Source organism: Nonomuraea sp. NPDC047529, assembly GCF_040642995.1.
Classification (GTDB): Bacteria; Actinomycetota; Actinomycetes; order Streptosporangiales; family Streptosporangiaceae; genus Nonomuraea.
On sequence record NZ_JBEYTJ010000012.1, the window covers coordinates 132572 to 159462 of the forward strand.

Below are 26891 nucleotides of genomic sequence, written 5' to 3' on the forward strand. Positions count from 1 at the left end.
AATGGAGTCATATGCGTACCATCGGTCTTATTGGTGGGCTGAGCTGGGAGTCCACTGCGATCTACTACCAGATCATCAACCAGGAGGTCCGTGCCAGGCTGGGCGGAACCCACTCCGCGCGCAGTCTCATCTGGTCCTTCGAGTTCAGCAGCTGCGAGGAGCTCATCTTCGCCGGACGCTGGGACGAGGTCGGCGCCCTGCTCGGCGACGCCGGGCGGAAGCTGGAGGGGCTGGGCGCCGACACGCTGCTCATCTGCAGCAACACCTTCCATCGTGTCGCCGGGCAGGTCGCGCGGTCGGTGACCGTCCCGGTGCTGCACATCGCGGACGCCGTGGGCGCGGAGGTCCGCAACCGGGGAATGCGGAAGATCGGCCTCCTGGGCACCCGCTTCACCATGGAGGGGTCGTTCTACCGGGACCGCCTGGCCGCCAACGGCTTCGAGGTGGTCGTGCCGGAGTACGAGCAGCGGCTGGTCGTCGAACGTGTGATCTTCGACGAGCTGGTCCGGGGGGTGCTCAAGGAATCCTCCAGGGAGGTCTTCGGGCAGATCGTCGCCGACCTCGCGGCGAGGGGCGCGGAGGGCGTCATCCTCGGCTGCACCGAGATCGAGCTGCTGATCAGCGAGAAGGACACCAGCATCCCGGTGTTCCCCAGCGCCCGCTTGCACGCGGAGGCGGCCGTGGACTTCGCCCTGCACGCGGCCCGATTCGACGGCGCGTCAGCCGCTTGACGCACGGAAGGCAGGAGGTGGCTCGGATGAGCAGTCGCGAGGAGTCCGCGATCGTCGTGTCGACCGGGGACGCCCTGGTCTCCCGGTCCCGGTCCTGGGCTCCGGGCCGGCCCTTCCCGGTGCTGGACGGACCGGGTGTGGAGCGCTACCGGAGCGTGCTCCTGCGTCGCGGACGCCCGGAGTGGCCGGCGATCGACGGCAGCCCGCGGGACGGCGTCGTGTTGTCCGTGGGCGGCGAGGAGAGCGAGGCGGCAGCGGTCCTGCTGGCCAGGGCGACGGACAGGCCGCATGCCCACCTCGGCCTGACTGAGCTCGCCGGGGCGATCGGCCGCCACGCGGACGAGCCGATCGCGCTGGTCGGCCTTGTCGACGACTTCGCCGCCCTGGGGGACTGGCCCGGCTTTCTGGCTCCGCGCCTCGGTGTCGTGACCGCCAGAGACGCCTCCTCGCTCAGTTGCCTGGTGTACCGGACGCTCACCCTTCATGCCCTGGGCCAGGCGCGCGACTTCACGATCCTGCATCCGGAGGACGAGGAGGCCGACAGCGCCGACGCGGTCGCGTGGGACGAACTCGTCTCGCTGAAGGACGAGCCGGTGCGTCTTCTGGCGATGCGCACCCATGGCATGGAGTGCGGCGCGAACCTGCCTGACGCCATCCTGTGCGGCAGATCCGACTACCTGGGGAAACCCCTTCCCGTGTTGAACGGGGAGCACCGCGCCGTGTCATGCCTCAGAGGAGCCGGTTGTTACCGCAAGGACCTCAAGGACGAGCAGCGCCTCCCCGTCGCCGATCTCGACGCCAGTGTGGTCCTCGCGCAGAGCTGCATGTCGGTGGCGGTCGGCAACAACGTCTTCCCCGGCGATGTCGGGTTCGGCGTGGGCTTCATGGCCGGCACGGCGGTCGCGGTCATCGGCACGATCGGCAAGCACCTCGACGACGCCGGCTTCATGCACGAGATGCGAGCCGGCCTGGCCGCCGGAGGCTCGCTGGGCCACGTTCTTGAGCAGGTCAACGAGCAGGCCATGCTCGTGGGAGGGGAGATGTCGCGGTTCGGGCTGCTGGGCGACCCCACGCTCGTGCTGATCCCCGACGCCGCGCCGGAGCCTCGTCGGCGGCCGGCCCTTCCGGACGAGCGCGACAACCGGGGGCTGGACGAGCTGGCCTACCTCAATGCGGAGGTCATCCCCCGGCTGCTGCGGCTGCGCTGGCTCGACGTCGAGGTTCCGGAGGGAAGGCTCGCCGAGCTGCGCAGCGGGATCAAGGCCGCGGCCGGTGGCTGGCGTGCCGCTCCTCCGGAGACGGAGCTGGCCGCGGTGGCCGGGCAACTGGCGGCGGTTCAGGCCGAGGTCGTGACGTCGTTGATCCAGCAGATCCATTCCTCTTGGTGGCATTTCACGCAAACCGCTCTGCCTGCCTTCGGCAAGGTGAGCGACGAGCCTCAGCGCTGTCCGAAGTGCAAGCTGGACAGCGCCTTCCTGGCCACGTTCGCGCATCGGATCGAGCCCGAGCTGAGGATCTCCACGGTTCAGTGCCGGCGTTGCGGAGATCTGTGGTGGTCCACTTCCGGTGCCACTGCCGCCGTGGAGGCCGAGCACGTCGCCTGGCTCAGGCCCGACCGGCCTTGCGAGCTGACGGCCACGGTGTCCAACCAGGCGGGCAGAAGGCTCGTGGGCACGGTGGGCTTCGCGATCTCGGCCGGGAAGTTCCTGCACCTGCCGGAGGGCTGGTCCGCGCCGTGCGACCTCGACCCTGGCGAGTCGCGGGACATCGCCTGGACCGTGACGGCCGCCTCCGAGGTCGTGCCGCACGAGTACGAGGGCTGGTGTGTGCGGCTCTTCGACGGGGTCTACAGCGCGTCGACCATGCAGATGGAAGTGCTGCCGTAATCCGGACGCCTGAGGAAGGAACAGGATGGCTCGCGGTTCTCGGCGCTGGGGGATCCTCGGCGTTCTGTGTCTGTGCGTATGGATTCTCGTCATGGACAACACCGTGCTCAACCTGGCGGTCCCCGTGCTCATGGGCGACCTCGGCGCGGGGCCGGACGACGTCCAGTGGATCATCAACGCCTACGCCCTGGCCTTCGCCGCGATGCTGCTCACCTCCGGAAGCCTGTCCGACAGGTACGGGCGCAGGCGGTTCCTCATCCTCGGCCTGGTCGTGTTCGGCGGCGCCTCACTGGTCGCGTCACTGTCGGCCGAGCCCTGGCACCTGATCGCCGCGCGGGCCTTCATGGGGCTGGGCGGTGCGATGCTGATGCCGAGCACCCTGTCCATCCTGGTCAACGTCTTCGACGCCGGGGAACGCCGCAAGGCGTTCGCGGCGTGGAGCGCGGCGGCCACGATGGGGCTCATCGTCGGGCCGCTGGTCGGCGGGTTCGTGCTGGAACACGCGCCCTGGGGCATGATCTTCCTGCTCAACCTGCCCGTCGCCGGGCTGGTCATCGCCGTTGCGGTCCGGCTCGTACCCGAGTCCAAGGGGCCCGCCCGCCGGCTCGACCCGGTCGGAGTCCTGTCATCGGCCCTGGGGATGACCGCCCTGATCTACGTGGTCATCTCGCTGCCGCGCGAGGGATGGGCGGCGCCGCGCTCACTCGTGGCGGCGCTGCTCGCCGTCGCCTCGCTGTCGGCGTTCATCTGGTGGGAGCGGCGCACGGATCATCCGATGCTCCCTCTGTCGCTGTTCCGCGACCGGCGCTTCAGCGGCGCGTCGCTCACGATCGTCCTGGTGGTCTTCGGCTCGGGCGCGCTGCTGCTCGTCCTCGCGCAGTACCTGCAGTTCGTACGGGGGATCAGCCCGGTCGCCGCCGGGCTGGACCTGCTGCCCTACGTCGTCGCGTCCGTGCTCGGCAACGTGGCGAGCGGGGCGCTGGGGAAGAGGATCAGCAACCAGTCCCTCATCGCCGCGGGGTTCGCCGGGGCGGCGGCGGGATTCGTCCTGCTGGCGTTCATCGACAGCGGCGCGGACGGGGGCCTGCTCCCCGCCGGCCTGGTGATCATGGGACTCGGTTTGGGGCTGGCGAGCCCGGCCGCGTACACCTTGCTGATGGGGGTCGTGCCGGAGGAGCACGCCGGGGTCGGATCGGCTCTCAACGACACCGTTCAGCAACTGGGGATGGCCCTGAGCGTGGCGGTGCTGGGAAGCGTGATGGCCTGGAAATACTCGTCCTCGATGCCGGCGGGTGCCCCGGCGGCGGCGAGGGAGTCCATCGCCGGCGCCCTGGACACGGGCGACGCCACGCTGGTCGCGGCGGCCAAGTCCGCGTTCCTGTCCGGGATGTCGATCACCCTGGTGATCGGCGCCGCCTGTTGCGTGGTCGCGATGATCTCGGCGATGAGCGTTCTCAGAGCTCCCTCCGCCGTGCCGATGCCTGATCCCGAGACCGGAGCCGTGCGGGCCCCGTAGCAGCCTTTTCTCGTCCGATCCACCTTTTACTCTGACGAACGGAGCTGGAAATGAACGAGGGCGCGATTCAGACCTTTGGTGGTTTGTTCGAGGGGGTGGCTGGGCGTTTTGGTGGTGAGGTGGCGTTGGTGGTGGGGGAGGTGGAGTTGTCGTATGGGGAGTTGAATGGGTGGGCTAATCGGTTGGCTCGGGTTTTGGTGGGTCGGGGTGTGGGGCCGGGGTGTGTGGTGGCGGTGGTGTTGCCGCGGTCGGTGGAGTTTGTGGTTGCGGTTTTGGCGGTGGTGAAGGCGGGGGGTGCTTTTTTGCCGGTGGATCCGTCGTATCCGGTGGAGCGGGTGGAGTTTATGGTGGCGGATTCGGGGGCGGGGTTGGTTATTCGGGATTTGGCTGATTTTCCGGTGGGGGGTTGTTCGTCGGCTGATTTGGTGGTGGGGGAGCGGTTGGGGGTTTTGGGGGTGGATGATCCGGCGTATGTGATTTATACGTCGGGGTCGACGGGGCGGCCTAAGGGTGTGGTGGTGTCGCATGCGGGTGCGGTGAATTTGGCTGCGGTGCAGGTGGCGCGTTTTGGTGTGGGGCCGGGGTGTCGGGTGTTGCAGTTTGCTTCGCCGAGTTTTGATGCGTCGGTGTTTGAGTTGTTGTGGGCTTTTGGTGGGGGTGGGGCGTTGGTGGTGTGTCCGGTGGGTGTGTTTGGTGGGGAGGAGTTGGGGCGGTTTTTGGTGGAGCAGCGGGTGAGTCATGGGTTGATTCCGCCGGCGGCGTTGGTGACGGTGCCGGAGATGGAGTTGGTGGATTTGCGGGTGTTGGTGGTGGGTGGTGAGGCGTGGGGTGGTGATTTGTTGCGGCGTTGGGTTGGTGGTCGTGCGTTGTTCAATGCGTATGGGCCGACGGAGACGTCGGTGGTGGCGACGTTGAGTGGGGTTTTGGGGGTGGTGGAGGGTGTGCCGCCGATGGGGCGGCCTTTGGAGAATTTGCGGGCGTTTGTGTTGGATGAGTGGTTGCGGCCGGTGCCGGTGGGGGTGGCGGGGGAGTTGTATGTGGCTGGGGTGGGTTTGGCGTTGGGGTATGTGAATCGGCCGGGGTTGACGGCGGAGCGGTTTGTGGCGTGTCCGTTTGTTTCGGGTGAGCGGATGTATCGCACGGGTGATGTGGTGCGGTGGCGGGTGGATGGGGATTTGGAGTTTGTTGGTCGGGTGGATGACCAGGTGAAGGTTCGTGGGGTGCGGATCGAGCTTGGTGAGGTGGAGGCGGTGGTGGCTGGGTTGCCGGGGGTGGCGCAGGTGGCGGTGGTGGTGCGTGAGGATCGGGTGGGGGATCGGCGGTTGGTGGCGTATGTGGTGCCGCGTGCTGGGGTGGGGCTGGATGGGGGGTGGGTGCGTCGGGGGGCGGCTGAGGGGTTGCCGAAGGCGATGGTGCCGTCGGCGGTGGTGGTTTTGGATCGGTTGCCGGTGACGGTGAATGGGAAGGTCGATCGGCGGGCGTTGCCGGTTCCGGATTATCGGGTGTCGGGGCGTGGGCCGGGGAGTGAGCGGGAGGAGTTGTTGTGTGGGTTGTTCGCCGAGGTGCTCGGGTTGGAGCGGGTCGGCGTCGACGACAACTTCTTCGACCTCGGTGGAGACTCACTCCTGGCCACGAGGCTGATCAGCCGCGTACGCGCCGAGCTGGGCACGGCGCTTTCCGTCAGAGCCGTCTTCGACCGGCCCACTGCCGCCGAACTGGCCCGAGGGCTCGCGCCTGACGCGACCTCGGGGCCCGTGCTGGCCCCGACCTCGCGTGCCGGGGCCGTGCCGCTGTCGTTCGCCCAGCAGCGGCTCTGGTTCCTGCACCGCCTGGAGACGGACGCCGCGACGTACAACGTGCCGATCGCGCTGCGGATGAAGGGGCGGCTGGACGTGGGCGCGCTGGATGCGGCGTTGCGTGACGTCGTGGCCCGGCACGAGAGCCTTCGGACGATCTTCCCCGATCTCGACGGCGTCCCGGCCCAGCGGATCCTGAGCCCGGCCGAAGCCGGCCCGCGACTGGCCGAGGCCGCGGTGGAGGAGGCGTCGCTGGCCGAGGCGCTCAGGCGGGCGGCGACGCGCGGGTTCGACCTGTCGGCCGAGCCGCCGCTGCGCGCGTCCCTCTTCACGGTGTCCCCTGACGATCACGTGCTGTTGCTCGTCCTTCACCACATCGCCTGCGACGGCTGGTCGGTGGCTCCCCTCGTCCAGGACCTGTCCCACGCCTACGTCGCGCGCCGCCGCGGCGGCGACCCCGGCCAGGCGCCCCTGCCCGTGCAGTATGCCGACTACGCGCAGTGGCAGCACGAGCTGCTCGGCGGCGAGGACGACCCCGGCAGCCTGATCAGCAGGCAGCGGGAGTACTGGGCCGGCAAGCTGGCCGGCCTTCCCGAGGAGCTGACGCTCCCCGCTGATCGGCTCCGGCCGGAAGGCTCCGGCGGCCGAGGCGACGTGCTCCGGTTCGAGTGCGACGCCTCGGTGCATGCCGGCCTGCTGCGCCTGGCCAGGCAGAGCCGCGCCACGGTCTTCATGGTGGTGCACGCCGCCCTGTCGGCGCTGCTCACCCGGATGGGCGCGGGCACCGACGTCCCGGTGGGCACGGTGATCGCCGGCCGCACCGACGAAGCGCTGAACGATCTGGTCGGGTTCTTCGTCAACACCCTGGTGCTGCGCGTGGACACCGGCGGCGATCCCAGCTTCAGGGAGCTGGTGGCCCGGACGCGCGAGGTGGACCTGGAGGCCTACGCCCACCAGGACCTTCCGTTCGAGTATCTGGTGGAGATGCTCAACCCCGCGCGCGTGCTGGGACGGCATCCGCTCTTCCAGGTGATGCTGGCCTTCCAGAACAACGCCGCACCCCGTTCGAACCTGGACGGGCTCGCCGTCGAGACGGAAGTCCTCCCCACGGGCACCACCAAGTTCGACCTGTCGGTGGAGGTGGCCGAACGGTTCGACGACGGCGGCCGGCCGGCGGGCCTGCACGGCACGCTGGAATACGCCGCCGACATGTTCGGCAGGCCCGCGGCGGACATGCTCCTCGCGCGGTTCTTGCGGGTCCTGGCGCAGGTGGCGGACGCCCCCGACACGCCGATGAGCCGGCTCGACGTGCTGGACGCCGACGAATGGCGCCGCCTCGTGACCGATCAGCACGAGAACGAGCTCGCCGTTTCCGAGCAGACCTTTGGTGGTTTGTTCGAGGGGGTGGCTGGGCGTTTTGGTGGTGAGGTGGCGTTGGTGGTGGGGGAGGTGGAGTTGTCGTATGGGGAGTTGAATGGGTGGGCTAATCGGTTGGCTCGGGTTTTGGTGGGTCGGGGTGTGGGGCCGGGGTGTGTGGTGGCGGTGGTGTTGCCGCGGTCGGTGGAGTTTGTGGTTGCGGTTTTGGCGGTGGTGAAGGCGGGGGGTGCTTTTTTGCCGGTGGATCCGTCGTATCCGGTGGAGCGGGTGGAGTTTATGGTGGCGGATTCGGGGGCGGGGTTGGTTATTCGGGATTTGGCTGATTTTCCGGTGGGGGGTTGTTCGTCGGCTGATTTGGTGGTGGGGGAGCGGTTGGGGGTTTTGGGGGTGGATGATCCGGCGTATGTGATTTATACGTCGGGGTCGACGGGGCGGCCTAAGGGTGTGGTGGTGTCGCATGCGGGTGCGGTGAATTTGGCTGCGGTGCAGGTGGCGCGTTTTGGTGTGGGGCCGGGGTGTCGGGTGTTGCAGTTTGCTTCGCCGAGTTTTGATGCGTCGGTGTTTGAGTTGTTGTGGGCTTTTGGTGGGGGTGGGGCGTTGGTGGTGTGTCCGGTGGGTGTGTTTGGTGGGGAGGAGTTGGGGCGGTTTTTGGTGGAGCAGCGGGTGAGTCATGGGTTGATTCCGCCGGCGGCGTTGGTGACGGTGCCGGAGATGGAGTTGGTGGATTTGCGGGTGTTGGTGGTGGGTGGTGAGGCGTGGGGTGGTGATTTGTTGCGGCGTTGGGTTGGTGGTCGTGCGTTGTTCAATGCGTATGGGCCGACGGAGACGTCGGTGGTGGCGACGTTGAGTGGGGTTTTGGGGGTGGTGGAGGGTGTGCCGCCGATGGGGCGGCCTTTGGAGAATTTGCGGGCGTTTGTGTTGGATGAGTGGTTGCGGCCGGTGCCGGTGGGGGTGGCGGGGGAGTTGTATGTGGCTGGGGTGGGTTTGGCGTTGGGGTATGTGAATCGGCCGGGGTTGACGGCGGAGCGGTTTGTGGCGTGTCCGTTTGTTTCGGGTGAGCGGATGTATCGCACGGGTGATGTGGTGCGGTGGCGGGTGGATGGGGATTTGGAGTTTGTTGGTCGGGTGGATGACCAGGTGAAGGTTCGTGGGGTGCGGATCGAGCTTGGTGAGGTGGAGGCGGTGGTGGCTGGGTTGCCGGGGGTGGCGCAGGTGGCGGTGGTGGTGCGTGAGGATCGGGTGGGGGATCGGCGGTTGGTGGCGTATGTGGTGCCGCGTGCTGGGGTGGGGCTGGATGGGGGGTGGGTGCGTCGGGGGGCGGCTGAGGGGTTGCCGAAGGCGATGGTGCCGTCGGCGGTGGTGGTTTTGGATCGGTTGCCGGTGACGGTGAATGGGAAGGTCGATCGGCGGGCGTTGCCGGTTCCGGATTATCGGGTGTCGGGGCGTGGGCCGGGGAGTGAGCGGGAGGAGTTGTTGTGTGGGTTGTTCGCCGAGGTGCTCGGGTTGGAGCGGGTCGGCGTCGACGACAACTTCTTCGACCTCGGCGGCGATTCCATCATCGCGATCCAGCTGCTGGCCAGGATCAAGAAGGAAGGGCTGACGTTCAGTCCGCGGCAGTTGCTGCAACAGCAGACGGTGAGAGGGCTCGTCTCCCTCGTGGAGGACGCCGGCGAACCGTCGACGCCCTCCGCGGACGACGGGACGGGCCCCGTGACGCTCACACCGATCATGCACTGGCTTCGCGATCTCGGCGGATCCGTCGACGAGTTCAGCCAGAGCGTCGTCGTGACCGTGCCGGCCGATCTCGATCTCGATCACCTGCGCGCCGCTGTGGGGCATGTCCGTAGACATCACGACGCGCTGCGACTGCAACTCTCGCAAGCCGGCGGCGCATGGTCACTCCGCGTGAATCCGCCGGACGGGCTTCCCGGCGAGTCCTGTGTCCGGCGGGTCGACGTGGCGGGACTCCCGGACGACGAGCTCGCGCGGACGATCACGGCACACCGGTCGGAAGCCGCCCGCCGCCTGGACGTCCGGGCCGGTGCCGTCGTCGAGATCGTCTGGTTCGCCGCCGGTCCGTCCCGCCCCGGCCGGTTGTTGATCATGGTCCACCACCTCGCGGTGGACGGGGTCTCGTGGCGCATCCTGCTCCCGGACCTGGCGGCCGCGTACGAGGCGGTGGGCGCCGGCCGGCCGGTGACCCTGCCACCCGTGGCCACCTCCTTCCGGCAGTGGGCCGAGAGGCTGCGCGCCGAGGCGGCGAGTCCGGCGCGGGAAGGGGAGCTGGAGCTCTGGCGCGACGTCCTGGAGACCGCCGACCCGCCGCTCGGCGGCGGTCACGACGCCGAGGCCGTCGCCACCGCGCGCCATCTGACACTGACCCTTTCCCCGGCGGCCACCCGCGACCTGCTGGCCAAGGTGCCCGCCGCCCTGGGGGGAAGGGTCAACGAGGCACTGCTCACAGCACTCGCGCTCGCCGTCGGACACTGGCCCGAACGCGGCGCCGCCGGCTCGGCCGTCCTGATCGACGTCGAGGGGCACGGGCGCGAGGAGATCGTCCCGGATGTGGATCTGTCACGCACGGTCGGCTGGTTCACCAGCATGTTCCCCGTCCGGCTCGACCCTGGCCAGGTGGACTGGGAGGCGGTGCGCGCCGGTACGGCCGCGATGGGAACCGCCTTCGAGCGGGTCAAGGAGCAACTGCGGGCGATCCCCGACAACGGCATCGGGTTCGGCCTGCTGCGCCATCTGAACGAACGGACCTCATCGAGCCTGGCCGGCCGTCCACGGCCGCGGATCGGCTTCAACTATCTCGGGCGGATCACGCTCGGCGACGAGGAGGAGAGCTGGGCCCTCGCTCCGGGCACGCAGGCCATCCAGGGCACGCGCGCCGCGGACCTGCCCCTGCCCCACCAGGTCGAGGTGAACGCCATCACCCAGGACTCGGCCGACGGGACGCGGCTGGTGGCGATCTGGACCTGGGCCGCGGAGGCGGTCTCGGAAGAGGCCGTCCGATCACTGGCCGAGCGCTGGTTCCAGGCGCTGCGGGGGCTCGTCGCACATGCGTCCGCCGCCGAGGAGACGGATGCGTGAGGGTATCGGCACGACAACGGAGGAAGCGTGATGACCAATCCCTTCGAGGACCACGGCCGCGAGTACGAGGCTCTCGTCAACGCCGCCGGACAACATTCCCTGTGGCCGGTGGACATCGAGGTGCCCGATGGCTGGACGGTCACGTTCGGGCCCGGCGGACGTGCCGAATGCCTGGAGTTCATCGAGAACAACTGGAGCGATGGGCGCCTCTTCAGGAGAGGTGCGGAATCGGCGGGGTGAGTCGGGCCACCCTGCGCTACACCCGTTCCTGGAAAGGTGAGGGTCTGGTGAATGATTCAACGATGTCGGACGTGCGCAACGGGCTGGCCTCGCTGCTCTACCGGACCGCGGGATCGCGGGCGACATGGGACGCGCCCTCCGTGGCGGCGGAGGTGGGTGCCGAGACAGTCGATATCGAGGCAGCCATCATGTGCCTGGAACAGCTCGGACTGCTCGTCCCTTCCACGCAGGCCACAACGGGATACATCATCGTAAATCCCGACGTGGCACTCTCCCGGCTGCTCGACCTGGAGCGGAGTCTCGCGGCCAGCTACCACCGGCGGCTCGGTCATTTCCGCGAGGCGTTGCACATGCTGCTGCGGGACTTCTCGCCCGGCGAGCGGCACGGGAACGGCGTGAACGTCGAGTTGCTGCGAACCTCGACGGAGCTGAGCGAGTTCCTCGATCATCGATCCTCCCAGGTGAAGCAGCAGGAGCTGGCCATCCATCCCAGCGCGCCCGCGATCGACGCCACGAACGAGATGTTGTCGAGGACGGTGCGGGCCCTGTCCCGCGGCGTCAAGATGCGGGTCCTCTATTCCGATCATGTGGTGGCGCACCCCGTGATGCGTGACTACTGCATGGAGGCGATGCGTCACGGGGCGGACATCCGGGTCGGCGGTTATCTGCCGCTCGGCATGACCCTCATGGACGACGACCTGGCCCTGTTGCCCATCGACCCGCAGGACACCTCTCTCGGCGTCGTGGCCATCCACAGCATGGAGGTGGTCAGATCGATGTACGCGGTGTTCGCATACCACTGGTCCGAGGCCGTCCCGATAGCGAACGTGCTTGATCACGCGGAATGCGTGGACAGAATCCTGTCCACCCAGGAAAGGGTGATCATCCGGATGCTCGCCATCGGCGCCAAGGACGAGGCGATCGCGCGAAGGCTCAACGTATCGCCCAGGACGCTCAGCCGCGTGATCTCGACCCTGCTGGACCGCCTGGGCGTGGAGACCCGATTCCAGGCGGCCGTGAAGGTCACCAAGATGGGACTGCTGGCAAGAGAGCCCTTGGAGGGCGCGTGGACCGAGCGGTCACGCCATGCGGCCGCGCGATCCGCCCGGGGCCCACGTCCCCACCCCTCCGCGCAAGGCTTCGGCCCATGACGGCCGCGCCCCGGCCGGTCCCGGCCGGTCCCGGCCGGTGCGGGGCTCCGGGCCGGGCTGCATGGCCCGCGTCCCGATCAGTACGGCTCCGCAGTCCGAAAACTGTCGCCACCGCTTGCTAGTTTCTCGGTCCATGAGCCAGCGGACATGGACGATCGACGATCACCTTGAGGGCAAGCCCGACGCATCGATAGCCCTGTACCACGAATTTGTCAGCCTGGTTGAGGCATGCGGGCCCTTCACGTACGCGGTGTCCAAGAGCATGATCACCGTCAAGGGCACACGTCGAGGATTCGCCGGAGCGAAGCCGGACACGCGGGGGCTCCGAGGGTACTTCGACATCCAGCGCACGATCGGCCACGACGCCCGCATCAGCAGCGTGTCCCCGTACACGAAGCGGTTGTACGTTCATACCTTCCGGATCTCTGATCTCGCCGAGCTTGATGAGGGGTTCGCCGGCTGGCTCCGCGAGGCGTACGAAGTTGGGCAAGGCGGACATCTGGGAGGCCTGGTCGCCAGCTGATCGTCGGGCACCCCACTTCTCGTTCGACGGCGGCACTCGTGTTGCCGCAGCCGTCCCGGAGCCCGCAGTGGGAAAGTCGGCAGTGCGTGTTCCGTCGCTCGCTCGTACCGTGTAGTCATGACTGGACGGCTGGTGGTCGTCATCGGTTTCGACGGCATCGAGCTCGTTGACGTCGCGTGCGTGACGACCGGTTTCGACTACGCCAACCGGCAGGGCGCCGACCCGGCGTACCGGGTCGTGTTCGCGACTCCGATGGGCCGGCCCGTGCGGTGCGACTCCGGGCTGGAGCTGCCCGGGCAGGGGCGGATCGACACGATGGGCGGCCCGATCGACACGCTGATCGTCTCGGGCGGTCAAGGGCACGAGACCGCCGCCGCCAACCCTCGGTTCGTCAGTCAGGTCGTACGGCTGGCCGGGCTGTCGCGGCGGGTCGCGTCCGTGTGCACCGGGGCGACGGTGCTGGCCGCAGCCGGTTTGCTCGACAACCGCCGGGCCACCACGCACTGGTACGAGGCCGGACGGCTGGCCACCCGATACCCGCACGTACGGGTCGACCCCGCGCCGATCTTCGTACGGGACGGCACGGTCGCGACGTCAGGCGGGGTCACCGCCTCTCTGGATCTCACGCTGTCCTTCATCGAGGAGGACCACGGGTCCGAGCTGGCCCGCCGCGTCGCCATGGGCATGGTCACGTACCTGAAAAGGCCGGGGGACCAGGCGCAGGTGAGCATGTTCAACCGGATCGCGCACGCCGACCATGTGGTCAGCCATCTGGACGAGGATCTCGGCGTCGCCCGTCTGGCCGCGCTCGCCGGGGTGAGCGAGCGGCATCTGAGCAGGCTGTTCGTCGAGTGCGTCGGCCGGACCCCCTCGCGGCTGGTCCGCGAGACGCGGCTCGAAGCGGCCGCCCAGCTGCTCACCGGCACGCGTGAGTCGGTCGCGGCCATCGCCCGGCGGTGCGGGTTCGCCTCCGCCGAGTCCTTACGGCAGGCGTTCGTGGCGTGGGCCGGGATCTCACCGTCGCGTTACCGTGGGAGATCATGACGCTCCCGTTCGCCGCCGACGGCACAGAGCACCGGCCCGGGGTTCTTCCCGGACCGGCGCTCTCGTGTGTCAGCCTCCGGCGCTGAAGGACCTCGCGCCGTTACCGTAGACGGTCATGTCCACCCAGGGGTGCGATTCCTGGATGCAGGAGAAGTACGGCACAAGGCAGAAGACGCCCTGGGTCCGCTTGCGCCATTGGGCCGCTCCCCGGCCGCCGTTGCTCACGAGCGACTCGTGAGCCTTGAACGACCAGCCCACCATGTAGACCTCGGCCCACCTGGTGTAGAAGTGGGCGCTGGTGATCCGGGAGCCGTCGCGGCAGTAGTCCATTCTCTGGAAATACTTCCAGAGCCATTGGCCGACGCGGTTCTTGCCGCCTCGGTAGCCGGTGTAGATCCAGCAGGAACTCGCCATGATCTGGGTCCGTTCCTCCGCCGAGACGACGACATCGTTCTGGGCGAGCTTCGCGAGATAATCCTCGCTGGAGATGGAGTCCAGCGGTTCCTCGCCGTTCTCCGTGGTGGCCAGTTCGGTGTCGGGATCCGTCAGAGACGACGAGACCTTCTGGGACGTCCTGCTCTCCGCTCCCGCCGCGGGCGCGAGCATCAAGCAGGCGAGCGCCGCCGCCAGCAGCACGACAAACGCATGCCGTACGAGCGGAATACGCCTTCGCAGGCTTCTCATTGCTGTCCTTTTCCGCGATTCCCGAGAATCGCACATCGGCCTGAACGAACCTTTCATCGGTAATACGTTCCTGGGCGGGAAGCTCGACGGAATTCATCGCCGTTTTCCGGCCGGGCGGTTCATGGCCCGCCGCACGGGGGCTGTCGCACGGCGATACCGCATCTCGACGGTGGCGGCCGATTCGCCGCGCGCGACGCCGATCTGCCCCCAGGTGGCGCCCTCCATCCGCAGGTGGACCACATGGCGGATCTCGGGGTCGAGCAGCGCGATCAGAGGGGCCGCGCGCCTGGCCTCGTCCCCGTCGGCCACGGCGTCCTCGAAGCCGTGGGGGCGCGGCATCAGCGCCGCGTGGCGGCATAACGCCTGTTCACGGGCCATCCGGCGGTGGTGGTCGACCACGAGTCGCGTCGTGACGGTGGCGAGGAACGGCCACGCCCGCTCCTCCTCCAGTCCTGCGAAAGTGGCGGTACGCAGCAACGCGTCCTGGACGACGTCCTCCGCGTCCGCCCCGGCCCCCATACGTTTCGCCAAGGCCAGCAGTCGCGGCCGGTACGCCATCAGGACATGCCAACGTTGTTCTGTGACTTTCATGCCACGGCCCTTTCTGTTTCCATGCAGACAAAGGAGCCCGGACAAAGTCGCCCCGTAAGATTGCAGACATGCGGAACCGCCGCACCAGGACCACCGCCGGACGTTTCCAGGCCATCTGAGCGTGGCTTCCCCGACTCCGGCCGGGCTTTATCGCACGCGCCGGGCGGTCACCCCTACGACCGCCCATCCACACCCCGATGCCCTCATCGCCGGCTCCCGACCCCCTGCAGTTCCCCTCCGTTCGGGGCACCGGGCTTTCGCTTTCTCACCAGATCGAAGCAGTTCGTGTCCTTGTCCGGATCGAACCGGGGAGCGCGCTGTCCGGATCCATGGGATTCCCGTCCGCTTGCCAGGGCACCGGGAAGGCCAAGCGATTCCCGGCCACGCCCGTCACCACCACCTGTGGGGTGGCAAACCTGGACGCGTTGATCGCGGAGGAGGGGCGCAGAGTACGGCGCACGGTGGCCGTCGCTGACGGGTGCCAAGCCGCACCATCTCGCCGTGCACCCGTCGATGGGCCAACCGGGTTCACCCGCGCCAGGCGAATGATCAGGTCCTCAGACTCCTGGCAAGTTCCTGGGACGCCCGGGTCTGCCAAGTTCGGCTGGGCCGTCCGACCTGCTGCCGCAACGTTGCCTGTGATCTGCGCGTCTTTCGACACCTGACTGCGGCGCCGGTGACGATCCCGTCCGCGACGGCTGGAACTCCCTGTCTCGTTCTCGGAGCAGGACGCGCGCCTGGCGGTCGGCCCTTTGTAGGTCCGTCACCTGAATGCCGGATGATTCCCGGTGGCGGTCGCAGCTCGCCGGTGTGTGTGGGGCATTAGTCGCGCAGTTCTTCCGCCGCGCGTCGTGACCACCGCGCAATGAATGCAGGGTCCAGCCCTTCGTCGAGCACGACCACGTGGATCTCTCCGGTTGTCGACTTGTGGACGTGCATGAGCTCTCCACCATCCGGCGCTAGATCTCAGATCTCGGCGACCCAGTTCTCAGTTCCAGGAACGCTGAGGACGGAGAGCTCGATGAGTTGTTCCCCCTCTCTTGTCACGATCACGATGCCACCCCATTCCCTGGACGAATGCAGCGTCCAGCGACCCCGTCCCACTAGGCTGCCGACACTGAAGTCCCTCGTCAGGCAGCAGGTACTCCACGAGCCTATTCTCGGCTTCGTTGCCAAGCGCCATCCGGCTACCAGTTCTTGCGAGGTGGTGGCGACAGTCTTCAGTGGATGTCGACGGTGTAGCCGCTGGCCTGGAGGGTGAAGAGGCGGGCGTATTCGCCGTCTGCGGCCATCAGGGTGGTGTGGGTGCCCTGTTCGGCGATTCTGCCGTCCGTCAGCACCACGATGAGGTCGGCGTCCTTGACGGCGCTCAGCCGGTGGGAGATCAGCAGGCTGGTGCGGCCGGCCCGGCGCTCGCGCAACCGCTGGTGGATGGCGTGTTCGGCCTCCGCGTCGAGTCCGGCGCTCGGCTCGTCCAGGATGAGCAGGTCGCGTTCGCCCCGGATCAACGCTCTGGCCACGGCGAGGCGCTGCCACTGGCCGCCGGACAGGACGACGCCGCTGGCCTCGGCGGCGTCGAGGAAGCGGTTGCTCAGCAACGTGTCGTACCCGTGCGGCAGGCTGTCCAGCGCCTTGTCCACCCCTGCCAGGCGTGCCGCCGCCCTGACCTGGTCGGGGGAGGCGCCCAGTGAGCCGAGTGAGATGTTCTCCGCGGCCGTGAAGTCGTAGGCCACGTAGTCCTGGAAGACCGCGGTCAGCCGGGAGCGCAGTTCGGCGGGGTCGGCGTCACGCAGGTCCGTCCCGTCCCAGCGCACTGCCCCGCGGGTCGGGTCGTAGAACCGGCACAGCAGTTTGACCAGCGTCGACTTTCCGGCGCCGTTGAGTCCCACGAGCGCGACGCTGGCGCCGTGCGGGATGGTGAGATCCACTCCGCGCAGCACCCATGGTTGCTCCTCGCCGTAGCGGAACCAGACGTCCCGTACTTCGATCCCGGAGCGGAGCGCGGGCAGCGGGCGCGGCGGGAGACGTACGGGAAGGTCGGGGACGGCGGAGACGACGGCGCGGTAGTGACCGAAGACCAGCAGCGCCTGGTGCAGCCGGGCGAGCTGGGTGACCCCGCCGGACAACGCGCCCTGCACCCCGGCGACGGCGGCGGCGAAGACGGCCACGTCGCCCACGCCGAGCCGGCCGCCGGCGATCGCCCAGATCAGTCCGGCGCCGCCGATCGCCGCGCCGAGCAGGGCCAGCAGCCCGTGTCCCGCCAGCGCTCGCCGTTCCAGGGCCTGCTCCTGGTGGTTGACGGCGCGGATCTCGCCGAGGAGACGGTCGCGCAGGAACGTGCCGAGCCCGAACAGCCGCACCTCCTTGGCCGGCTCGACCTCGGTGAGCAGGTCGGCGTAGAAGATCTGGCGGCGCATCGCCGGGCTGAGCGTCCAGCCGAGACGTACCTTGCGCCTGCTCAGCGACAGCTGCACCCCCAGCGACGGCAGCGCGGACAGCAGGACGATCCCGGTCATGACCGGGCTCAGCGCCATGAGCGCGGCGACGAACCCGGCCAGCGTGACCAGCCCGCGCACCAGCGCCAGGCTGGGGGCCAGGATCTGGTTGGCGGCGCCCGTCCCCGCCTGCTCGGCCAGCCTGAGCCGGTCGCGGAAGCGGGGGTTCTCGAACGGGCCGAGTCCGACGAAGGTGTTGACCGAGGTGAACAGACGCTCGCGGGTCAGCAGGTCCATGCCGCGGCGCAGCCGTCCGTCGGTGTATTCGGTCAGGTGCGGCAGCAGCGCGGCGACCAGGCCCACCACACCGAGCATGATCGTGGGCACCAGGACGGCCCGGTTGCCCGCCAGACCGTCCAGGATGAGCTTGGTGCACCAGGCGGCGGCCACCGGCGTCGTGCCGCCGACGATCACGGCGAGCGCCGAGCAGACGGCGGCGAGCGGAGCGGCCCGCCAGGCCAGCCCCCACACCGTCACGGCCCTTCCGGCCAGCCGCAGCACGCCGGGCGAGACGTCGTGGGTCATGCGGTGACGGGGGCGCCGAGCCCGGCCACGGTGACCGCGCGCGACCTGACCCGGCCGGAGTCGTCGAGCAGGTAGAAGGCGGGGAAGGCGGAGTTGGGGAAGGCCAGGCAGACCGGGCCGTTGGCGGGCTCGGTGATCACGGTGGCGCTGCCGCGCAGCGCGTCCGCGTAGCTCTCCCCGTCGGGGCCGGACACGACGGCGAGCACCTGCGAGGGGGAGTAGCCCGCGTTGGCGACGAGCTGGAGGAACGGCGGCAGTTGCCCGGGGCAGGCCTGACACTCGGTGTCGAAGAAGCCGATCATCGCGGGCCGGCCGATCCCGCGCACGTCGGGGACGGTCGAGCCCACCGGCAGCAGCGGCGGCCCCGAGGGCGCGGCGTGCTGCTCGGCGTGGCGCAGCCTGCGGATCACCGCGAGCGTCAGCACCAGGTTGAGCGCGCTCACGACGCCCACGATGACCAGGGCTGCGATGACGTACGGCATCAGAGGTTCCTCTCCAGGAGAAGGTCGGCGAGGTCGTCGAAGAGCACCAGAACGGCGGCGAGCACCGCGGCGGCGACCAGCGCCAGCGCGACCCCGGCGAGTTCGACGCGCCCGCCCGGCATCGCCCAGCCGGTGACCGCGACCGCGATCAGGAGCAGGTTGCGCACGACCTGGGTCCGGCTCAGCGGGGCGGCGGTGACGCCGAAGCACCGGCAGGTGGCGGCGGAGCCGCGGCGCAGGGCCAGCAGGATCGCGGCGGCGAAGGCCGCCGACAGCGCGGCGGCCAGCACGAATCCCGCGCGCTCGCCCGTGGCGAGCAGCGCCACGGCGGCGCTCTCACCGGCCAGTACGGCCACCGCGACCGGCGCGGCGGGCAGTCCGGGAGCCAGACCGGGGACGGAGGACACGAAGGCGCGCCAGCCGGTGGCCTTGCCCGCCAGCGCGGCCAGGAAGACGAGGCAGAGCACGGCCCTGCAGCCCAGCTCTATGTACGGCATGGCACTCCTGCGCAGGTGGGGTCCGCCCACGCCCCTCGCGGAGGGGTCGTGGGCGGGGTGTGGAGGGTCAGCAGCACTCGTAGCAGGACACGTAGGTCGTGCAGTCCGGCCGCACGCAGGTGTACGCGGTGTGGTCGAGCCAGTGGTAGCACCAGCACTCGTAGGGGCACCCCCTGGCGTCCGCGGTGCTGGCGGGCAGCAGGGCGCCGAGCATACGGTCGCCCAACGCCTTGAGTGTGCGAGTCATCCGACCTCCTGGGTGAGAGGGGCTGTATTCGCCTGATCATCACCATCGGGTCAGGGGAGGGGCAATCCTTTCGGACCGCCACCGAAATGCGACAAATCAGGCGCTGTATTCGAGGAGTTCGTGCCCCAGCGAGGTGAGCACGTGCCGCACCGCCCGTCCCTCGCGGTAGGTGTTCACGAGCCCCGCCAGCCGCAACGCCGTCACGTGCTCGGACACCGTCGAGGCGCTCACCGCCAGCGACCTGGCCAGCTCGCCGGTCGCCGACCCGCCGCCGATCGAGCGCAGGACCCTGGCGCGGGCCTGCCCGACGACCTGGGCCAGGGCGTCCACCGACACCGGGTGCCGGGTGCCCTCGTCGCTGACCGGATAGGCGATGACGGCCCTGCGGTCGCCGCGGGGCGGCGACAGCGCGAGAAAGCAGCGGCTGGCGCACATCAGCGGCGAGAACGCCACGCCCCCGTCACCGAGCTCCACCGGTGACGGGCACATGTCCGACGTGTCGATCTGCAGGGCGCAGCCGTACCAGCTCAGCCTGGGGGTGAGTCTGGGCAGCGTACGGCCGAAGCCTCGTACGCAGATCAGCTCGGAGTATCGGTTCACGTGCGCGCTCAGGCGGCGGTGTATCGCGTCCCATTCCGGGGCCACGCAGCTGACGTAGAAGGCGCGCAGCGCGTCGGCGACGTCGCGGAGACCGGGTTGGACGTCGAGTTCGTCGTTGAGTGTGCCTGCTCCGGACGGCAGTGGCAGGTCGGCCCAGAGGAAGCCGGACACGCTGTGCGGCGCGTGGTGGACGCGTCGTACGAACGGCATGGCTCTGGCGGGCGTCCTGCGCGCCAGGTCCCGCCACGGTGATCCGGGTATGGCGAAACCGGGATGATGCAGGCACAGGGCGGCGAACAGGGTGTGGTGCAGGGGGGAGATGATGAAGGTCGTCGTGGCCAGTCCTGCGGCAGAAAAGACCAGACGCATATCCCAGCCCCGTTGTCAGGAAATGTCCGGACATAATGGAGTATGAGGCTGTTAGGACGTACTAACAAGGGTGCGTAGGACGACCCCCAGAACGCGGTCAGCTGGTACAAGTCCCCATAATCTCGAATCCGCGCTGACCTCCCCGTCGCCCAGCACCACGAGCTTTCCGGGCGGGACCGTCGAGGGCAGCCCGGGGCACTCCGGCGGCACCGGTTCACCCGGCAGCGCCGCGACCCGCTTGACCACCCACTCGGCGGACGTGACCTCGGGCAGCGGCCCCTCGCGCCACCGCATCCCCGGCCCGATCGCCTCAAGCACCACGATCTGCCCGCGTCTGACCGCCTTGCCGCGCAGCACCAGCAACCGGTCGCCGGGCCGCAACGCCGGCACCATGCTCTCCCCGCGTACCGTCACCACCGCCAGCCGGCGCCTGGCCAGGAACACGACAATGACCAGCAGGGCGGCGAATGCGGCGATCACGGGCATGGCGTGAGCGTAAGCGTCCGACCTGTGGGGCTCAAGGATTGCGGGTGCAGAACCCTCCTCCGCTTGCGCGGGGGCCTGCTCGGGACGGCCGAGGTCATGGCGTCGCGTGCCTGGGCTGCCGCTGTGGAGGAGCATCTTCAAGGAGGCGGAGCTGCTTCGGCGTCAGGTACCGCGCGACGGCTTTCGTGTCGCAGAGTGACGCCCTGTTCATGTGGGGATGGCGTCGACGAACGCCTTGTTCCGACGGCTCTTCGGCGCGGAGGCTCGAAGAGCCGGCATCGCGGTGGTGATCCGCCTAGTCGGGGGAGCGCAAGAGCATTGCCTCCACCTCGGCGCCGGCGTCGGCCGTGCAGACGTACGTGGGTCTACCGGTCGCCGGATCAACGTAGTACAGGCTCGCGCGCTTGCCGCATCTTGAGCACCAGGCGTCAGGCCCGCCACCGAGCTCGGCCAGGCCGACCTTGATCTCTGGGATAACAAAAGCCATGGGGGAAGCGTAGGTCGGCGTGGTCAGGACTTCCGTGGTGACAGCGCGTCTTGCGGAATCCATGCCCGCAGATTGTTCGACACGGGAGGTGACGGGCCCGCCGGTGGTGACCAGGACCCGGGAGAACTGGTCGAGGCGACACGGCCTTCGCCGGAGCAAGCGGATGCTAACGGCGCAGCAGCAGGCGCAGCAGGCGCAGCGCACGGGATCGGCGTCCGGAGTCGGCCGAGAACATGTAGATGACGGCGGGGAGTGTCAGCAACGCGGCGCTTGCCACGACCAGTGCGACGAGGTGGGGCAGCATCATCATGGAGCTTCCCTTCTGGAGTTCGGCATCACCCCGGCCGACGCCGAGGGTGCGATTTCAGGATGCGGCGTGCCGAATAGCCGTTGACGATCCGTGCCAAGGTCTTACGCGATCCGATGAACCCGTACGTCGGCTGACAGAACCTGACAACCCAGCCCAGGTGACGCTGTGGGGAGATGTGCCACATGTGGTTTACGTTCTCGAGAATTCTGGAATCTTGACATCACCATGTCTCCGCAAGCCCCTCTGCCGGAGGATCCCCTGGCCGTTCTACGTGAGCGCCTGCGGGACCTGCATCTGCACGCAGGCGAGCCCAGCAGCCGGACTCTGGCGAAGCAGACGGGAGCGATGAGCCACTCCACCGCGCACGGTGTGATCCGCTGCGTCAACCTGCCTCGATGGGGCAATTTGGAGCTCGTGGTCGAGGCGTTGAAGGGCGACGTCACCGAGTTCAAAGCTCTGTGGATCGCCGCCCACAATATGCGCGCCCAGAGCAATAGCCTTCTGGATTCCGGGGCCGAGCCCACGGCCCGGAACGAAGACGCTCAAGGGCCGGCCCTCGATCTCCTGCATGAGCAGGAGGATTTGTATCGGCCGGAGGAGGGATCGCCGGCACAAGGTCACTCCGGCGCCGTCTGGTCGGTGGCCTTCCATCCGAACGGGCACATCCTCGCAAGCGGCGGCGGCGACGGAACCGTGCGGCTGTGGGACACCGTGACGGGGAAGCCGTGGCGGGAGCCTTTGTCAGGCCATGCAGGTGCCGTCGTGGCTGTGGCCTTCCATCCCGACGGGGATCTGGTGGCCAGTGGTGGAAGCGACAAGACGATCCGCCTGTGGCATCTTGACGGCCTGAAACCAGCGAGGGAACCGCTGTACGGCCATACCGGCAGTGTTTGGTCGGTGGTCTTTCACCCGAACGGGCACATCCTTGCCAGCGGTGGCATAGACGGGACCGTGCGGTTGTGGGACACCAAAACTGGAAGGCCGTTGAAGGGGCCTCTGATCAACCTCGACGGCGCCGGCTGGGCCCTCGCCTTCAACGTCGACGGACACCTGCTGGCGAATGGCGGGGACGACGGCATGGTGCGCTTGTGGAAGGCGACGTCCGGGCAGGCGGCAAGTGAGCCTTTGGCGGGTCACAACGGCGCAGTCGTGACGGTGGCCTTTCATCCGGACGGGCACTTGCTGGCCAGCGGCGGCGACGACGAAACGGTGCGGTTGTGGGATCCCCTGTCCGGGCGCGCCATGGCCGGTCCGTTCATCGGCCATATCGGCCCGGTCCGGTCGGTGGCCTTCCACCCGGGAGCGGACTTGGTGGCCAGCGCCGGCGATGATGGATTGGTCCGGTTGTGGCATGTCGATTCCGGGAAGCAAGTGGGGCGGCCTCTCGGCGGCCATACAGGTCCGGTCCGGGCCGTCGCTTTCCACCCCCACGGCCATCTGCTCGCCACCGCAGGTGCCGACAGGAAGGTGCGGTTGTGGAAGAGCACCCAACCGCCCGACCACCAAGCGCTGTACCGGCGCATCGACAATTTGCATGCTCGAATACGCACGTTGAATTCGTAGAGGTGGCGGCGAAGTCGCGACAGGCCGTTGTCGTCGAGGAGTCGGCGTAGAAATGGAAGCCTCGATCGCGTCCGGCAACCGCAGCGTGACCTCGGGTTCGCTCATCGCGCCACCCTGACCTCAGCACACCGGCTTGCGGTATCGGGAGAGGCGGAGTTCGAAGCCGACGTCTCGGCCGGAGGGTGAGAGCGCGATCCCGCCGCTGGTTGCGGCGTTCCAGAGCCATGGCTTCACGTACCGGAGAGGGGACTGCTCCGGCTCGACGCAGATGGCTTCTCGTAGGGTCATGCGGAGACGTTGGAGCAGGTCCAGGTCTGCCGTCGGGTGGTTCACAGCCCGCTGCCGTCCGTCGTGGGCGGTGGCCTCGGCCAACGCCATGGCGATGTCCTCGATGGCCGGCGGCTCGTCCTTTGGCGTACCGACTCGCTGAGCCCGCCAGTCGGACCAGTTCGATCCGATGCTCTCCAGTGCCTGAAGCAGCATGGTGAGGACCTGACGTTCCGTGTCCGTGCCGTTGCCCCACACCTCGCGCAACAGCGGAAAGATCTGGGCCCAGGTGACGTGCGCGAACCTGATGTCGTCCTGGCCGGCTGGCGGCGTGAAGGTGAAGGGCGGTGTCAAGTAGGTGAGATCCACGCTCAGACCGGGATGGTGATGGCCGGCGAGAGCATAGTACGAGGTGAGTTGACCGCGCCGGTGGCTCGACGTCTCCGTCTTCAACTCGATCATCCAGAGACGATCGGCCCACAGTACGGCGTAATCGGGTGCCCCGCCCTGCTCGTCGTCGTGCCTCGGGCGCAGTTCGAACTCGTCCACGAAGAGCGGTTGGGTGTGCCGGCCGCTCTGACCGAACGACAACTCGTCCAGCGATCGCAGGAACCGGGTTCCGTGAGGCGAAGGCCGGGAGCGGCTGTTCCACGGGGGATGGGGGCCGCCCACGATGAGCATGGTCAGGAGACGCTGGCAGTATTCCTCCCTGCCCAGCCGTAGGCGTCCTAACAGGTGAAGAGGGTCTTCCGACATCACGGCTCCAGGGATTCGATGACGGCGTAGCCGGACATTCGTGACCTCGTCACTGTTCGCTGAAGAAGTCTCGTAGGGCCTGGGCTACGACGAGTGGGGATCCGTCGTCCTCCGGGCCTGAGTGTCCGACTCCTGGCAGGTCGAGATGTCGGGCGCGGGGCAGCGTCTCGGACAGTTTCCGGAGTGCCAGGCGCAGGTAGTCGGCGCTCTTCGTGCCGCCGAGGAGCAGGACCCGCGCATCGAGCGTCGCGTAGTCCGTGATCGTGTCGGCCATCTCCCTGACCACCTGCATGTCGTAGTGCTGCGTCGGGATGAGCGCTTTGACCGGCACCTCGTCGGCGGGCCCATCGCCCTGCAACCGCGCGCCGATCGCCAGGAGCGGTACGAGGGCGAAGCGGGGGATCCTGCTGAACAGCGACGGTTCGGCGTCCAGCCCCTTCAGTGCGGTGACCAGCGCTGATGCGCTCTTTCCCGCGGCTACCTCGTGGTCGTAGCGCGGCACCCAGTCCATCGGCGCCGAGCCGTCGATGGACAGCGGGGGCTCATACAGGGCGAGCCGGTCAAGGGCGGGCGTGGTCAGGGCCGTACGCAGGACGACGAGCGCGCCCGAGCTCAGACCGAAGATCTGCGACGCGCCGGTCGCCGTGACGAGCGCCTGCAGGTCTTCGACCTCCCGCATGACGCTGAAGTCGGCCCCGTGCGGGCCGCTCAGCCCGCGTCCGCGCCGGTCGGGCACATAGACGGTGAAGTCTGTCGACAGGGCGGCGGCGAGCTTCGTGAAGTGCTGCGACGCCTGCATCGCGCCGTGGACGAGGATCAGCCCGGGGCCGCGGCCACGGCGGCGATAGCCGATCGTGGTTCCGTCGGCAGAAAGAACCTGATCGTGCAGGATGCGCGGCTCATTCCTCATCGCGCCTCGCCCCCGGCCGGGACGAACCTGTGCGCCGCCCGCTTGCCGGCCTCCACTGCCGCGTTCCCGCGTTCCAGCAGGTCGCGCTGGTATTCCGTCAGAGCCGGGATCAGCTCCCGTCGGCCCTGATCGACCTCGGTCAGGCGGGCGCTCAGCCGTACGGCGTCCAGCAGTGCGGTGTTGGCGCCGTTGCCGCCGCTGGCCAGCGTCAGGTGGGCCGCGTCGCCCAGCAGCGTGACCCGGCCCACCGGCCACGACGGCATCGGACGGTCGTGGACCTTGGAGCGGCCCGCGCCGCTCAGGTCGGCGCCGCGTACCAGGTCCCGCAGGTCGGGATGCCAGTCTTCGATGAGCTCCAGCACCAGGTCGCGAGCGTCCCCCCGGTCCGGTGTGGCGGTCGCCGGATGGTCCGGCGGCAGGAGCAGCACCCATCGCACGTAGCTTTCCCGGCGGGGCATGGGCAGGTCGGGTACGAGTTCGGCGGCGGCCTCGCCGGGCTCCCTGTCGAACTGCATGCGTCCCAGCATCAGCGTGATCCCCGGCCCCTTGACCATCGTGCCGCGTCCTGGCACGAGCTCCAGGAAGCGGTCGGTGGCCGGGGTACGGCCCATCGCCCCGCACAGGTCGGCGTCGATGAGCCGGACCTCGGGCACCAGCCGGCGCCGCACCGCGGAGTTGCCGCCGTCGGCTCCGACCAGCACGTCGCCCGTGGCCCGCGTGCCGTCGGAGAAGTGCGCGGTGACGGTTCCGTCCGTCTCTTCGGTGTGGTCCTTCAGGCGTTTGCCGAAGGCGACCCGGCCGTCCAGGTCGCCGAGCAGGACCTGCCGCAGCACCTGCCGGTCGAAGGCCCTGGCCTCCTCCGGTCCGGGCAGGTCGCTGCCGAGCAGCGTGAGCCGGTGGTCGAACAGCAGCCCCGGCCCGGTCAGGCCGCCGCTGGTGGCTTCGGCCAGTTGGTACAGCCGGGGCGGCAGGACGGCGCGTAAGGCCGCCAACGCGGGCGGCGCGAGTCCGATCCGGTAGCCCTGAGCCCGCTCGCCGGTGCCGTCGTCGGCTTCGTACACGTTCACGTCGAGGCCGGCGCGCATGAGGGCGTGCGCGAGCGTCAGCCCGCCGAGCCCTGCGCCGATCACCAGGACACGTGTCATCTTGGTCCTCCGTTCACAGGTGAACAACGTTCACGTGTACATTGTTCACGTAGCTCGGGCAGGACTGTCAACCCCGATTTCAGGAGGACACGATGGGGCAGCGGCGCACCGAGGTGCTGCAGGCGGCGATCGGACTGCTCGACGAGGTAGGCCTCGACGCGCTCACCATGCGGCTGCTGGCGAGCCGGCTCGGGGTGCGGGCGAGCGCCCTCTACCGGCACTACCCCAGCAAGCAGGCCCTGCTGGACGCCATGGTCGCGCACCTGGTCAGCGTGGCGGACGACGTCGCGCCGCTCGCCGACGCCCCCTGGGACGAGCTGTTGCGCGGCGTGGCGTCCGGCGTGCGCGACATCATGCTGGCCCACCGCGACGGCGCCCGTCTCATATCCGGTTTCCAGCACCCGGGCGACGAGGCGGTCAGCACCTTCGAACGTCTCATCGCGGCCCTGGTCGCCGCGGGGATCCCCGCTGACGTCGCCGCCGTCGCCGTGGACACCGTCCTGGCCTACGCCAACGGCTACACGATCGAGGAACAGAACCGCAAGACGGGAGCCGACGGCTGGCCCAGAGAGCATCGGGACCGCGCTTTCCAGGCCGGCCTCGACCTGATCGTCTCCGGCGTCAGAGGAACCCTGGCGCAGTGACGTGACGACGCCCTGTCGCCTGCGCCCGGTGATGGCCGGAACCCGGTCAGGCCCTCGACCGTGGTGTGCTCGCCGTAGGTGCCGTCCCCCTTCGAGGGATCAAGGATTGCCGGGGTACACGTACCCTTCTTCGGCGATCTCCTCCAGTCTCTCGTCCCCGATCACCGCTTCCACGGCGTCGCCCAGGAGCCCCCGCCACTTGGCCAGACGCTGGAACAGCTCACGGTCGACCATGTAGTCCACCAGGATCTGCGGGCTCGCGTCGGCGAAGGCGATCCTGGAGCGGATCCGGTCGAGCGACACGACGAACTCGTTCAGATCGCTGAAGAGCTCGATCGCGTCCGGGAGCCGCAGCGTCACCTCGGATTCACTCATCGCACCACCTTGACGTCCGAGGTCTGAGTATCTCCTGTCGTGTGCGTCCAGTGACGTACACGACAGGGGATCACGTGCTCAGCGCCAGTGGCTCCTCCTTG

Annotated in this window: 24 protein-coding genes; 10 read left to right on the plus strand and 14 right to left on the minus strand. The window is 68.6% G+C overall.

Annotation, left to right across the window (positions count from 1 at the left end):
- Positions 1–11: 11 nt before the first annotated feature.
- From ABZ815_RS21240 to ABZ815_RS21275, 8 genes are all read left to right on the plus strand, one after another.
- Positions 12–731, plus strand: coding sequence for an aspartate/glutamate racemase family protein (locus tag ABZ815_RS21240; protein ID WP_357700337.1), 720 nt, complete (start codon positions 12–14; stop codon positions 729–731).
- 26 nt (positions 732–757) lie between these two features.
- Entirely contained in the window at positions 758–2617 is a 1860-nt protein-coding gene (locus tag ABZ815_RS21245) for a hypothetical protein (protein WP_357700340.1), read from the plus strand.
- A 25-nt stretch (positions 2618–2642) separates the two neighbouring features.
- A complete protein-coding gene (locus tag ABZ815_RS21250) occupies positions 2643–4133 on the plus strand; it encodes an MFS transporter (RefSeq protein ID WP_357700342.1) in 1491 nt (496 codons plus the stop codon).
- Between the two features lie 50 nt (positions 4134–4183).
- Positions 4184–10399 carry an amino acid adenylation domain-containing protein gene (locus ABZ815_RS21255; protein ID WP_357700345.1) on the plus strand — a complete coding sequence of 2072 codons (6216 nt, stop codon included), beginning with the start codon at positions 4184–4186 and terminating at the stop codon, positions 10397–10399.
- 30 nt (positions 10400–10429) lie between these two features.
- Positions 10430–10639 carry an MbtH family protein gene (locus ABZ815_RS21260; protein WP_357700347.1) on the plus strand — a complete coding sequence of 70 codons (210 nt, stop codon included), beginning with the start codon at positions 10430–10432 and terminating at the stop codon, positions 10637–10639.
- Between the two features lie 62 nt (positions 10640–10701).
- Positions 10702–11790 carry a LuxR C-terminal-related transcriptional regulator gene (locus tag ABZ815_RS21265; RefSeq protein WP_357700349.1) on the plus strand — a complete coding sequence of 363 codons (1089 nt, stop codon included), beginning with the start codon at positions 10702–10704 and terminating at the stop codon, positions 11788–11790.
- 133 nt (positions 11791–11923) lie between these two features.
- Positions 11924–12313 carry a DUF5655 domain-containing protein gene (locus tag ABZ815_RS21270; protein ID WP_357700352.1) on the plus strand — a complete coding sequence of 130 codons (390 nt, stop codon included), beginning with the start codon at positions 11924–11926 and terminating at the stop codon, positions 12311–12313.
- A 117-nt stretch (positions 12314–12430) separates the two neighbouring features.
- Positions 12431–13357 carry a helix-turn-helix domain-containing protein gene (locus tag ABZ815_RS21275; protein WP_357700354.1) on the plus strand — a complete coding sequence of 309 codons (927 nt, stop codon included), beginning with the start codon at positions 12431–12433 and terminating at the stop codon, positions 13355–13357.
- Positions 13358–13426: 69 nt separating this feature from the next.
- Here ABZ815_RS21275 and ABZ815_RS21280 read toward each other — a convergent pair whose 3' ends face one another.
- The 10 genes from ABZ815_RS21280 to ABZ815_RS21325 all read right to left on the minus strand — a co-directional run bounded on the left by ABZ815_RS21280 (position 13427) and on the right by ABZ815_RS21325 (position 21130).
- The gene (locus tag ABZ815_RS21280) at positions 13427–13993 is read right to left on the minus strand and encodes a hypothetical protein (RefSeq protein WP_357700357.1); all 567 of its coding nucleotides are present in this window, start codon (positions 13991–13993) and stop codon (positions 13427–13429) included.
- A gap of 141 nt (positions 13994–14134) precedes the next feature.
- A complete protein-coding gene (locus tag ABZ815_RS21285) occupies positions 14135–14599 on the minus strand; it encodes a sigma factor (protein ID WP_357700360.1) in 465 nt (154 codons plus the stop codon).
- Between the two features lie 1253 nt (positions 14600–15852).
- Positions 15853–17652 carry an ABC transporter ATP-binding protein gene (locus tag ABZ815_RS21290; RefSeq protein WP_357700362.1) on the minus strand — a complete coding sequence of 600 codons (1800 nt, stop codon included), beginning with the start codon at positions 17650–17652 and terminating at the stop codon, positions 15853–15855.
- A complete protein-coding gene (locus tag ABZ815_RS21295) occupies positions 17649–18134 on the minus strand; it encodes a hypothetical protein (RefSeq protein WP_357700365.1) in 486 nt (161 codons plus the stop codon). Before ABZ815_RS21295 ends, ABZ815_RS21290 begins: the two co-directional genes overlap by 4 nt.
- The gene (locus ABZ815_RS21300; protein WP_357700368.1) at positions 18134–18631 is read right to left on the minus strand and encodes a MauE/DoxX family redox-associated membrane protein; all 498 of its coding nucleotides are present in this window, start codon (positions 18629–18631) and stop codon (positions 18134–18136) included. Before ABZ815_RS21300 ends, ABZ815_RS21295 begins: the two co-directional genes overlap by 1 nt.
- A 67-nt stretch (positions 18632–18698) precedes the next feature.
- Positions 18699–18878 (minus strand): hypothetical protein, encoded by a 180-nt coding sequence (locus ABZ815_RS21305; protein ID WP_357700370.1) that lies wholly within the window; start codon positions 18876–18878, stop codon positions 18699–18701.
- A 96-nt stretch (positions 18879–18974) separates the two neighbouring features.
- The gene (locus ABZ815_RS21310; RefSeq protein WP_357700373.1) at positions 18975–19847 is read right to left on the minus strand and encodes a winged helix-turn-helix domain-containing protein; all 873 of its coding nucleotides are present in this window, start codon (positions 19845–19847) and stop codon (positions 18975–18977) included.
- A 51-nt stretch (positions 19848–19898) separates the two neighbouring features.
- Positions 19899–20333, minus strand: coding sequence for a S26 family signal peptidase (locus tag ABZ815_RS21315; protein WP_357700375.1), 435 nt, complete (start codon positions 20331–20333; stop codon positions 19899–19901).
- A 295-nt stretch (positions 20334–20628) separates the two neighbouring features.
- A complete protein-coding gene (locus tag ABZ815_RS21320) occupies positions 20629–20820 on the minus strand; it encodes a hypothetical protein (RefSeq protein ID WP_357700378.1) in 192 nt (63 codons plus the stop codon).
- 166 nt (positions 20821–20986) lie between these two features.
- Entirely contained in the window at positions 20987–21130 is a 144-nt protein-coding gene (locus ABZ815_RS21325; RefSeq protein WP_357700380.1) for a hypothetical protein, read from the minus strand.
- Between the two features lie 345 nt (positions 21131–21475).
- On the opposite strand from ABZ815_RS21325, the gene ABZ815_RS21330 reads away from it, so the two are divergent.
- Positions 21476–22693, plus strand: coding sequence for a WD40 repeat domain-containing protein (locus ABZ815_RS21330; RefSeq protein ID WP_357700383.1), 1218 nt, complete (start codon positions 21476–21478; stop codon positions 22691–22693).
- A gap of 120 nt (positions 22694–22813) precedes the next feature.
- Here ABZ815_RS21330 and ABZ815_RS21335 read toward each other — a convergent pair whose 3' ends face one another.
- The 3 genes from ABZ815_RS21335 to ABZ815_RS21345 all read right to left on the minus strand — a co-directional run bounded on the left by ABZ815_RS21335 (position 22814) and on the right by ABZ815_RS21345 (position 25771).
- The gene (locus ABZ815_RS21335) at positions 22814–23509 is read right to left on the minus strand and encodes a hypothetical protein (protein WP_357700385.1); all 696 of its coding nucleotides are present in this window, start codon (positions 23507–23509) and stop codon (positions 22814–22816) included.
- A gap of 256 nt (positions 23510–23765) precedes the next feature.
- Positions 23766–24626, minus strand: coding sequence for an alpha/beta hydrolase (locus ABZ815_RS21340; protein ID WP_357700388.1), 861 nt, complete (start codon positions 24624–24626; stop codon positions 23766–23768).
- Positions 24623–25771 carry an NAD(P)/FAD-dependent oxidoreductase gene (locus ABZ815_RS21345; protein WP_357700390.1) on the minus strand — a complete coding sequence of 383 codons (1149 nt, stop codon included), beginning with the start codon at positions 25769–25771 and terminating at the stop codon, positions 24623–24625. Before ABZ815_RS21345 ends, ABZ815_RS21340 begins: the two co-directional genes overlap by 4 nt.
- A 92-nt stretch (positions 25772–25863) precedes the next feature.
- Here ABZ815_RS21345 and ABZ815_RS21350 point away from each other — a divergent pair, with 92 nt between their 5' ends.
- Positions 25864–26415: a TetR/AcrR family transcriptional regulator C-terminal domain-containing protein gene (locus ABZ815_RS21350; RefSeq protein WP_357700394.1), complete on the plus strand. Its 552-nt coding sequence runs from the start codon at positions 25864–25866 to the stop codon at positions 26413–26415.
- Positions 26416–26514: 99 nt separating this feature from the next.
- Here ABZ815_RS21350 and ABZ815_RS21355 read toward each other — a convergent pair whose 3' ends face one another.
- Positions 26515–26790: a hypothetical protein gene (locus tag ABZ815_RS21355; protein WP_357700397.1), complete on the minus strand. Its 276-nt coding sequence runs from the start codon at positions 26788–26790 to the stop codon at positions 26515–26517.
- Positions 26791–26891: the final 101 nt, after the last annotated feature.

What these genes read in the sequence shown, in the direction of transcription:
- ABZ815_RS21295 (WP_357700365.1), bottom strand. Translation starts at nt 18,134, where the DNA reads ATGCCGTACGTCATCGCAGCCCTGGTCATCGTGGGCGTCGTGAGCGCG.
- ABZ815_RS21350 (WP_357700394.1), top strand. Translation starts at nt 25,864, where the DNA reads ATGGGGCAGCGGCGCACCGAGGTGCTGCAGGCGGCGATCGGACTGCTC.
- ABZ815_RS21345 (WP_357700390.1), bottom strand. Translation starts at nt 25,771, where the DNA reads ATGACACGTGTCCTGGTGATCGGCGCAGGGCTCGGCGGGCTGACGCTC.
- ABZ815_RS21320 (WP_357700378.1), bottom strand. Translation starts at nt 20,820, where the DNA reads ATGGCTTTTGTTATCCCAGAGATCAAGGTCGGCCTGGCCGAGCTCGGT.
- ABZ815_RS21305 (WP_357700370.1), bottom strand. Translation starts at nt 18,878, where the DNA reads ATGACTCGCACACTCAAGGCGTTGGGCGACCGTATGCTCGGCGCCCTG.
- ABZ815_RS21240 (WP_357700337.1), top strand. Translation starts at nt 12, where the DNA reads ATGCGTACCATCGGTCTTATTGGTGGGCTGAGCTGGGAGTCCACTGCG.
- ABZ815_RS21265 (WP_357700349.1), top strand. Translation starts at nt 10,702, where the DNA reads ATGTCGGACGTGCGCAACGGGCTGGCCTCGCTGCTCTACCGGACCGCG.
- ABZ815_RS21285 (WP_357700360.1), bottom strand. Translation starts at nt 14,599, where the DNA reads ATGGCGTACCGGCCGCGACTGCTGGCCTTGGCGAAACGTATGGGGGCC.
- ABZ815_RS21340 (WP_357700388.1), bottom strand. Translation starts at nt 24,626, where the DNA reads ATGAGGAATGAGCCGCGCATCCTGCACGATCAGGTTCTTTCTGCCGAC.
- ABZ815_RS21250 (WP_357700342.1), top strand. Translation starts at nt 2,643, where the DNA reads ATGGCTCGCGGTTCTCGGCGCTGGGGGATCCTCGGCGTTCTGTGTCTG.
- ABZ815_RS21255 (WP_357700345.1), top strand. Translation starts at nt 4,184, where the DNA reads ATGAACGAGGGCGCGATTCAGACCTTTGGTGGTTTGTTCGAGGGGGTG.
- ABZ815_RS21270 (WP_357700352.1), top strand. Translation starts at nt 11,924, where the DNA reads ATGAGCCAGCGGACATGGACGATCGACGATCACCTTGAGGGCAAGCCC.
- ABZ815_RS21300 (WP_357700368.1), bottom strand. Translation starts at nt 18,631, where the DNA reads ATGCCGTACATAGAGCTGGGCTGCAGGGCCGTGCTCTGCCTCGTCTTC.
- ABZ815_RS21315 (WP_357700375.1), bottom strand. Translation starts at nt 20,333, where the DNA reads ATGCCCGTGATCGCCGCATTCGCCGCCCTGCTGGTCATTGTCGTGTTC.
- ABZ815_RS21275 (WP_357700354.1), top strand. Translation starts at nt 12,431, where the DNA reads ATGACTGGACGGCTGGTGGTCGTCATCGGTTTCGACGGCATCGAGCTC.
- ABZ815_RS21355 (WP_357700397.1), bottom strand. Translation starts at nt 26,790, where the DNA reads ATGAGTGAATCCGAGGTGACGCTGCGGCTCCCGGACGCGATCGAGCTC.
- ABZ815_RS21325 (WP_357700380.1), bottom strand. Translation starts at nt 21,130, where the DNA reads ATGATGATGCTGCCCCACCTCGTCGCACTGGTCGTGGCAAGCGCCGCG.
- ABZ815_RS21260 (WP_357700347.1), top strand. Translation starts at nt 10,430, where the DNA reads ATGACCAATCCCTTCGAGGACCACGGCCGCGAGTACGAGGCTCTCGTC.
- ABZ815_RS21290 (WP_357700362.1), bottom strand. Translation starts at nt 17,652, where the DNA reads ATGACCCACGACGTCTCGCCCGGCGTGCTGCGGCTGGCCGGAAGGGCC.
- ABZ815_RS21245 (WP_357700340.1), top strand. Translation starts at nt 758, where the DNA reads ATGAGCAGTCGCGAGGAGTCCGCGATCGTCGTGTCGACCGGGGACGCC.
- ABZ815_RS21330 (WP_357700383.1), top strand. Translation starts at nt 21,476, where the DNA reads ATGAGCCACTCCACCGCGCACGGTGTGATCCGCTGCGTCAACCTGCCT.
- ABZ815_RS21310 (WP_357700373.1), bottom strand. Translation starts at nt 19,847, where the DNA reads ATGCGTCTGGTCTTTTCTGCCGCAGGACTGGCCACGACGACCTTCATC.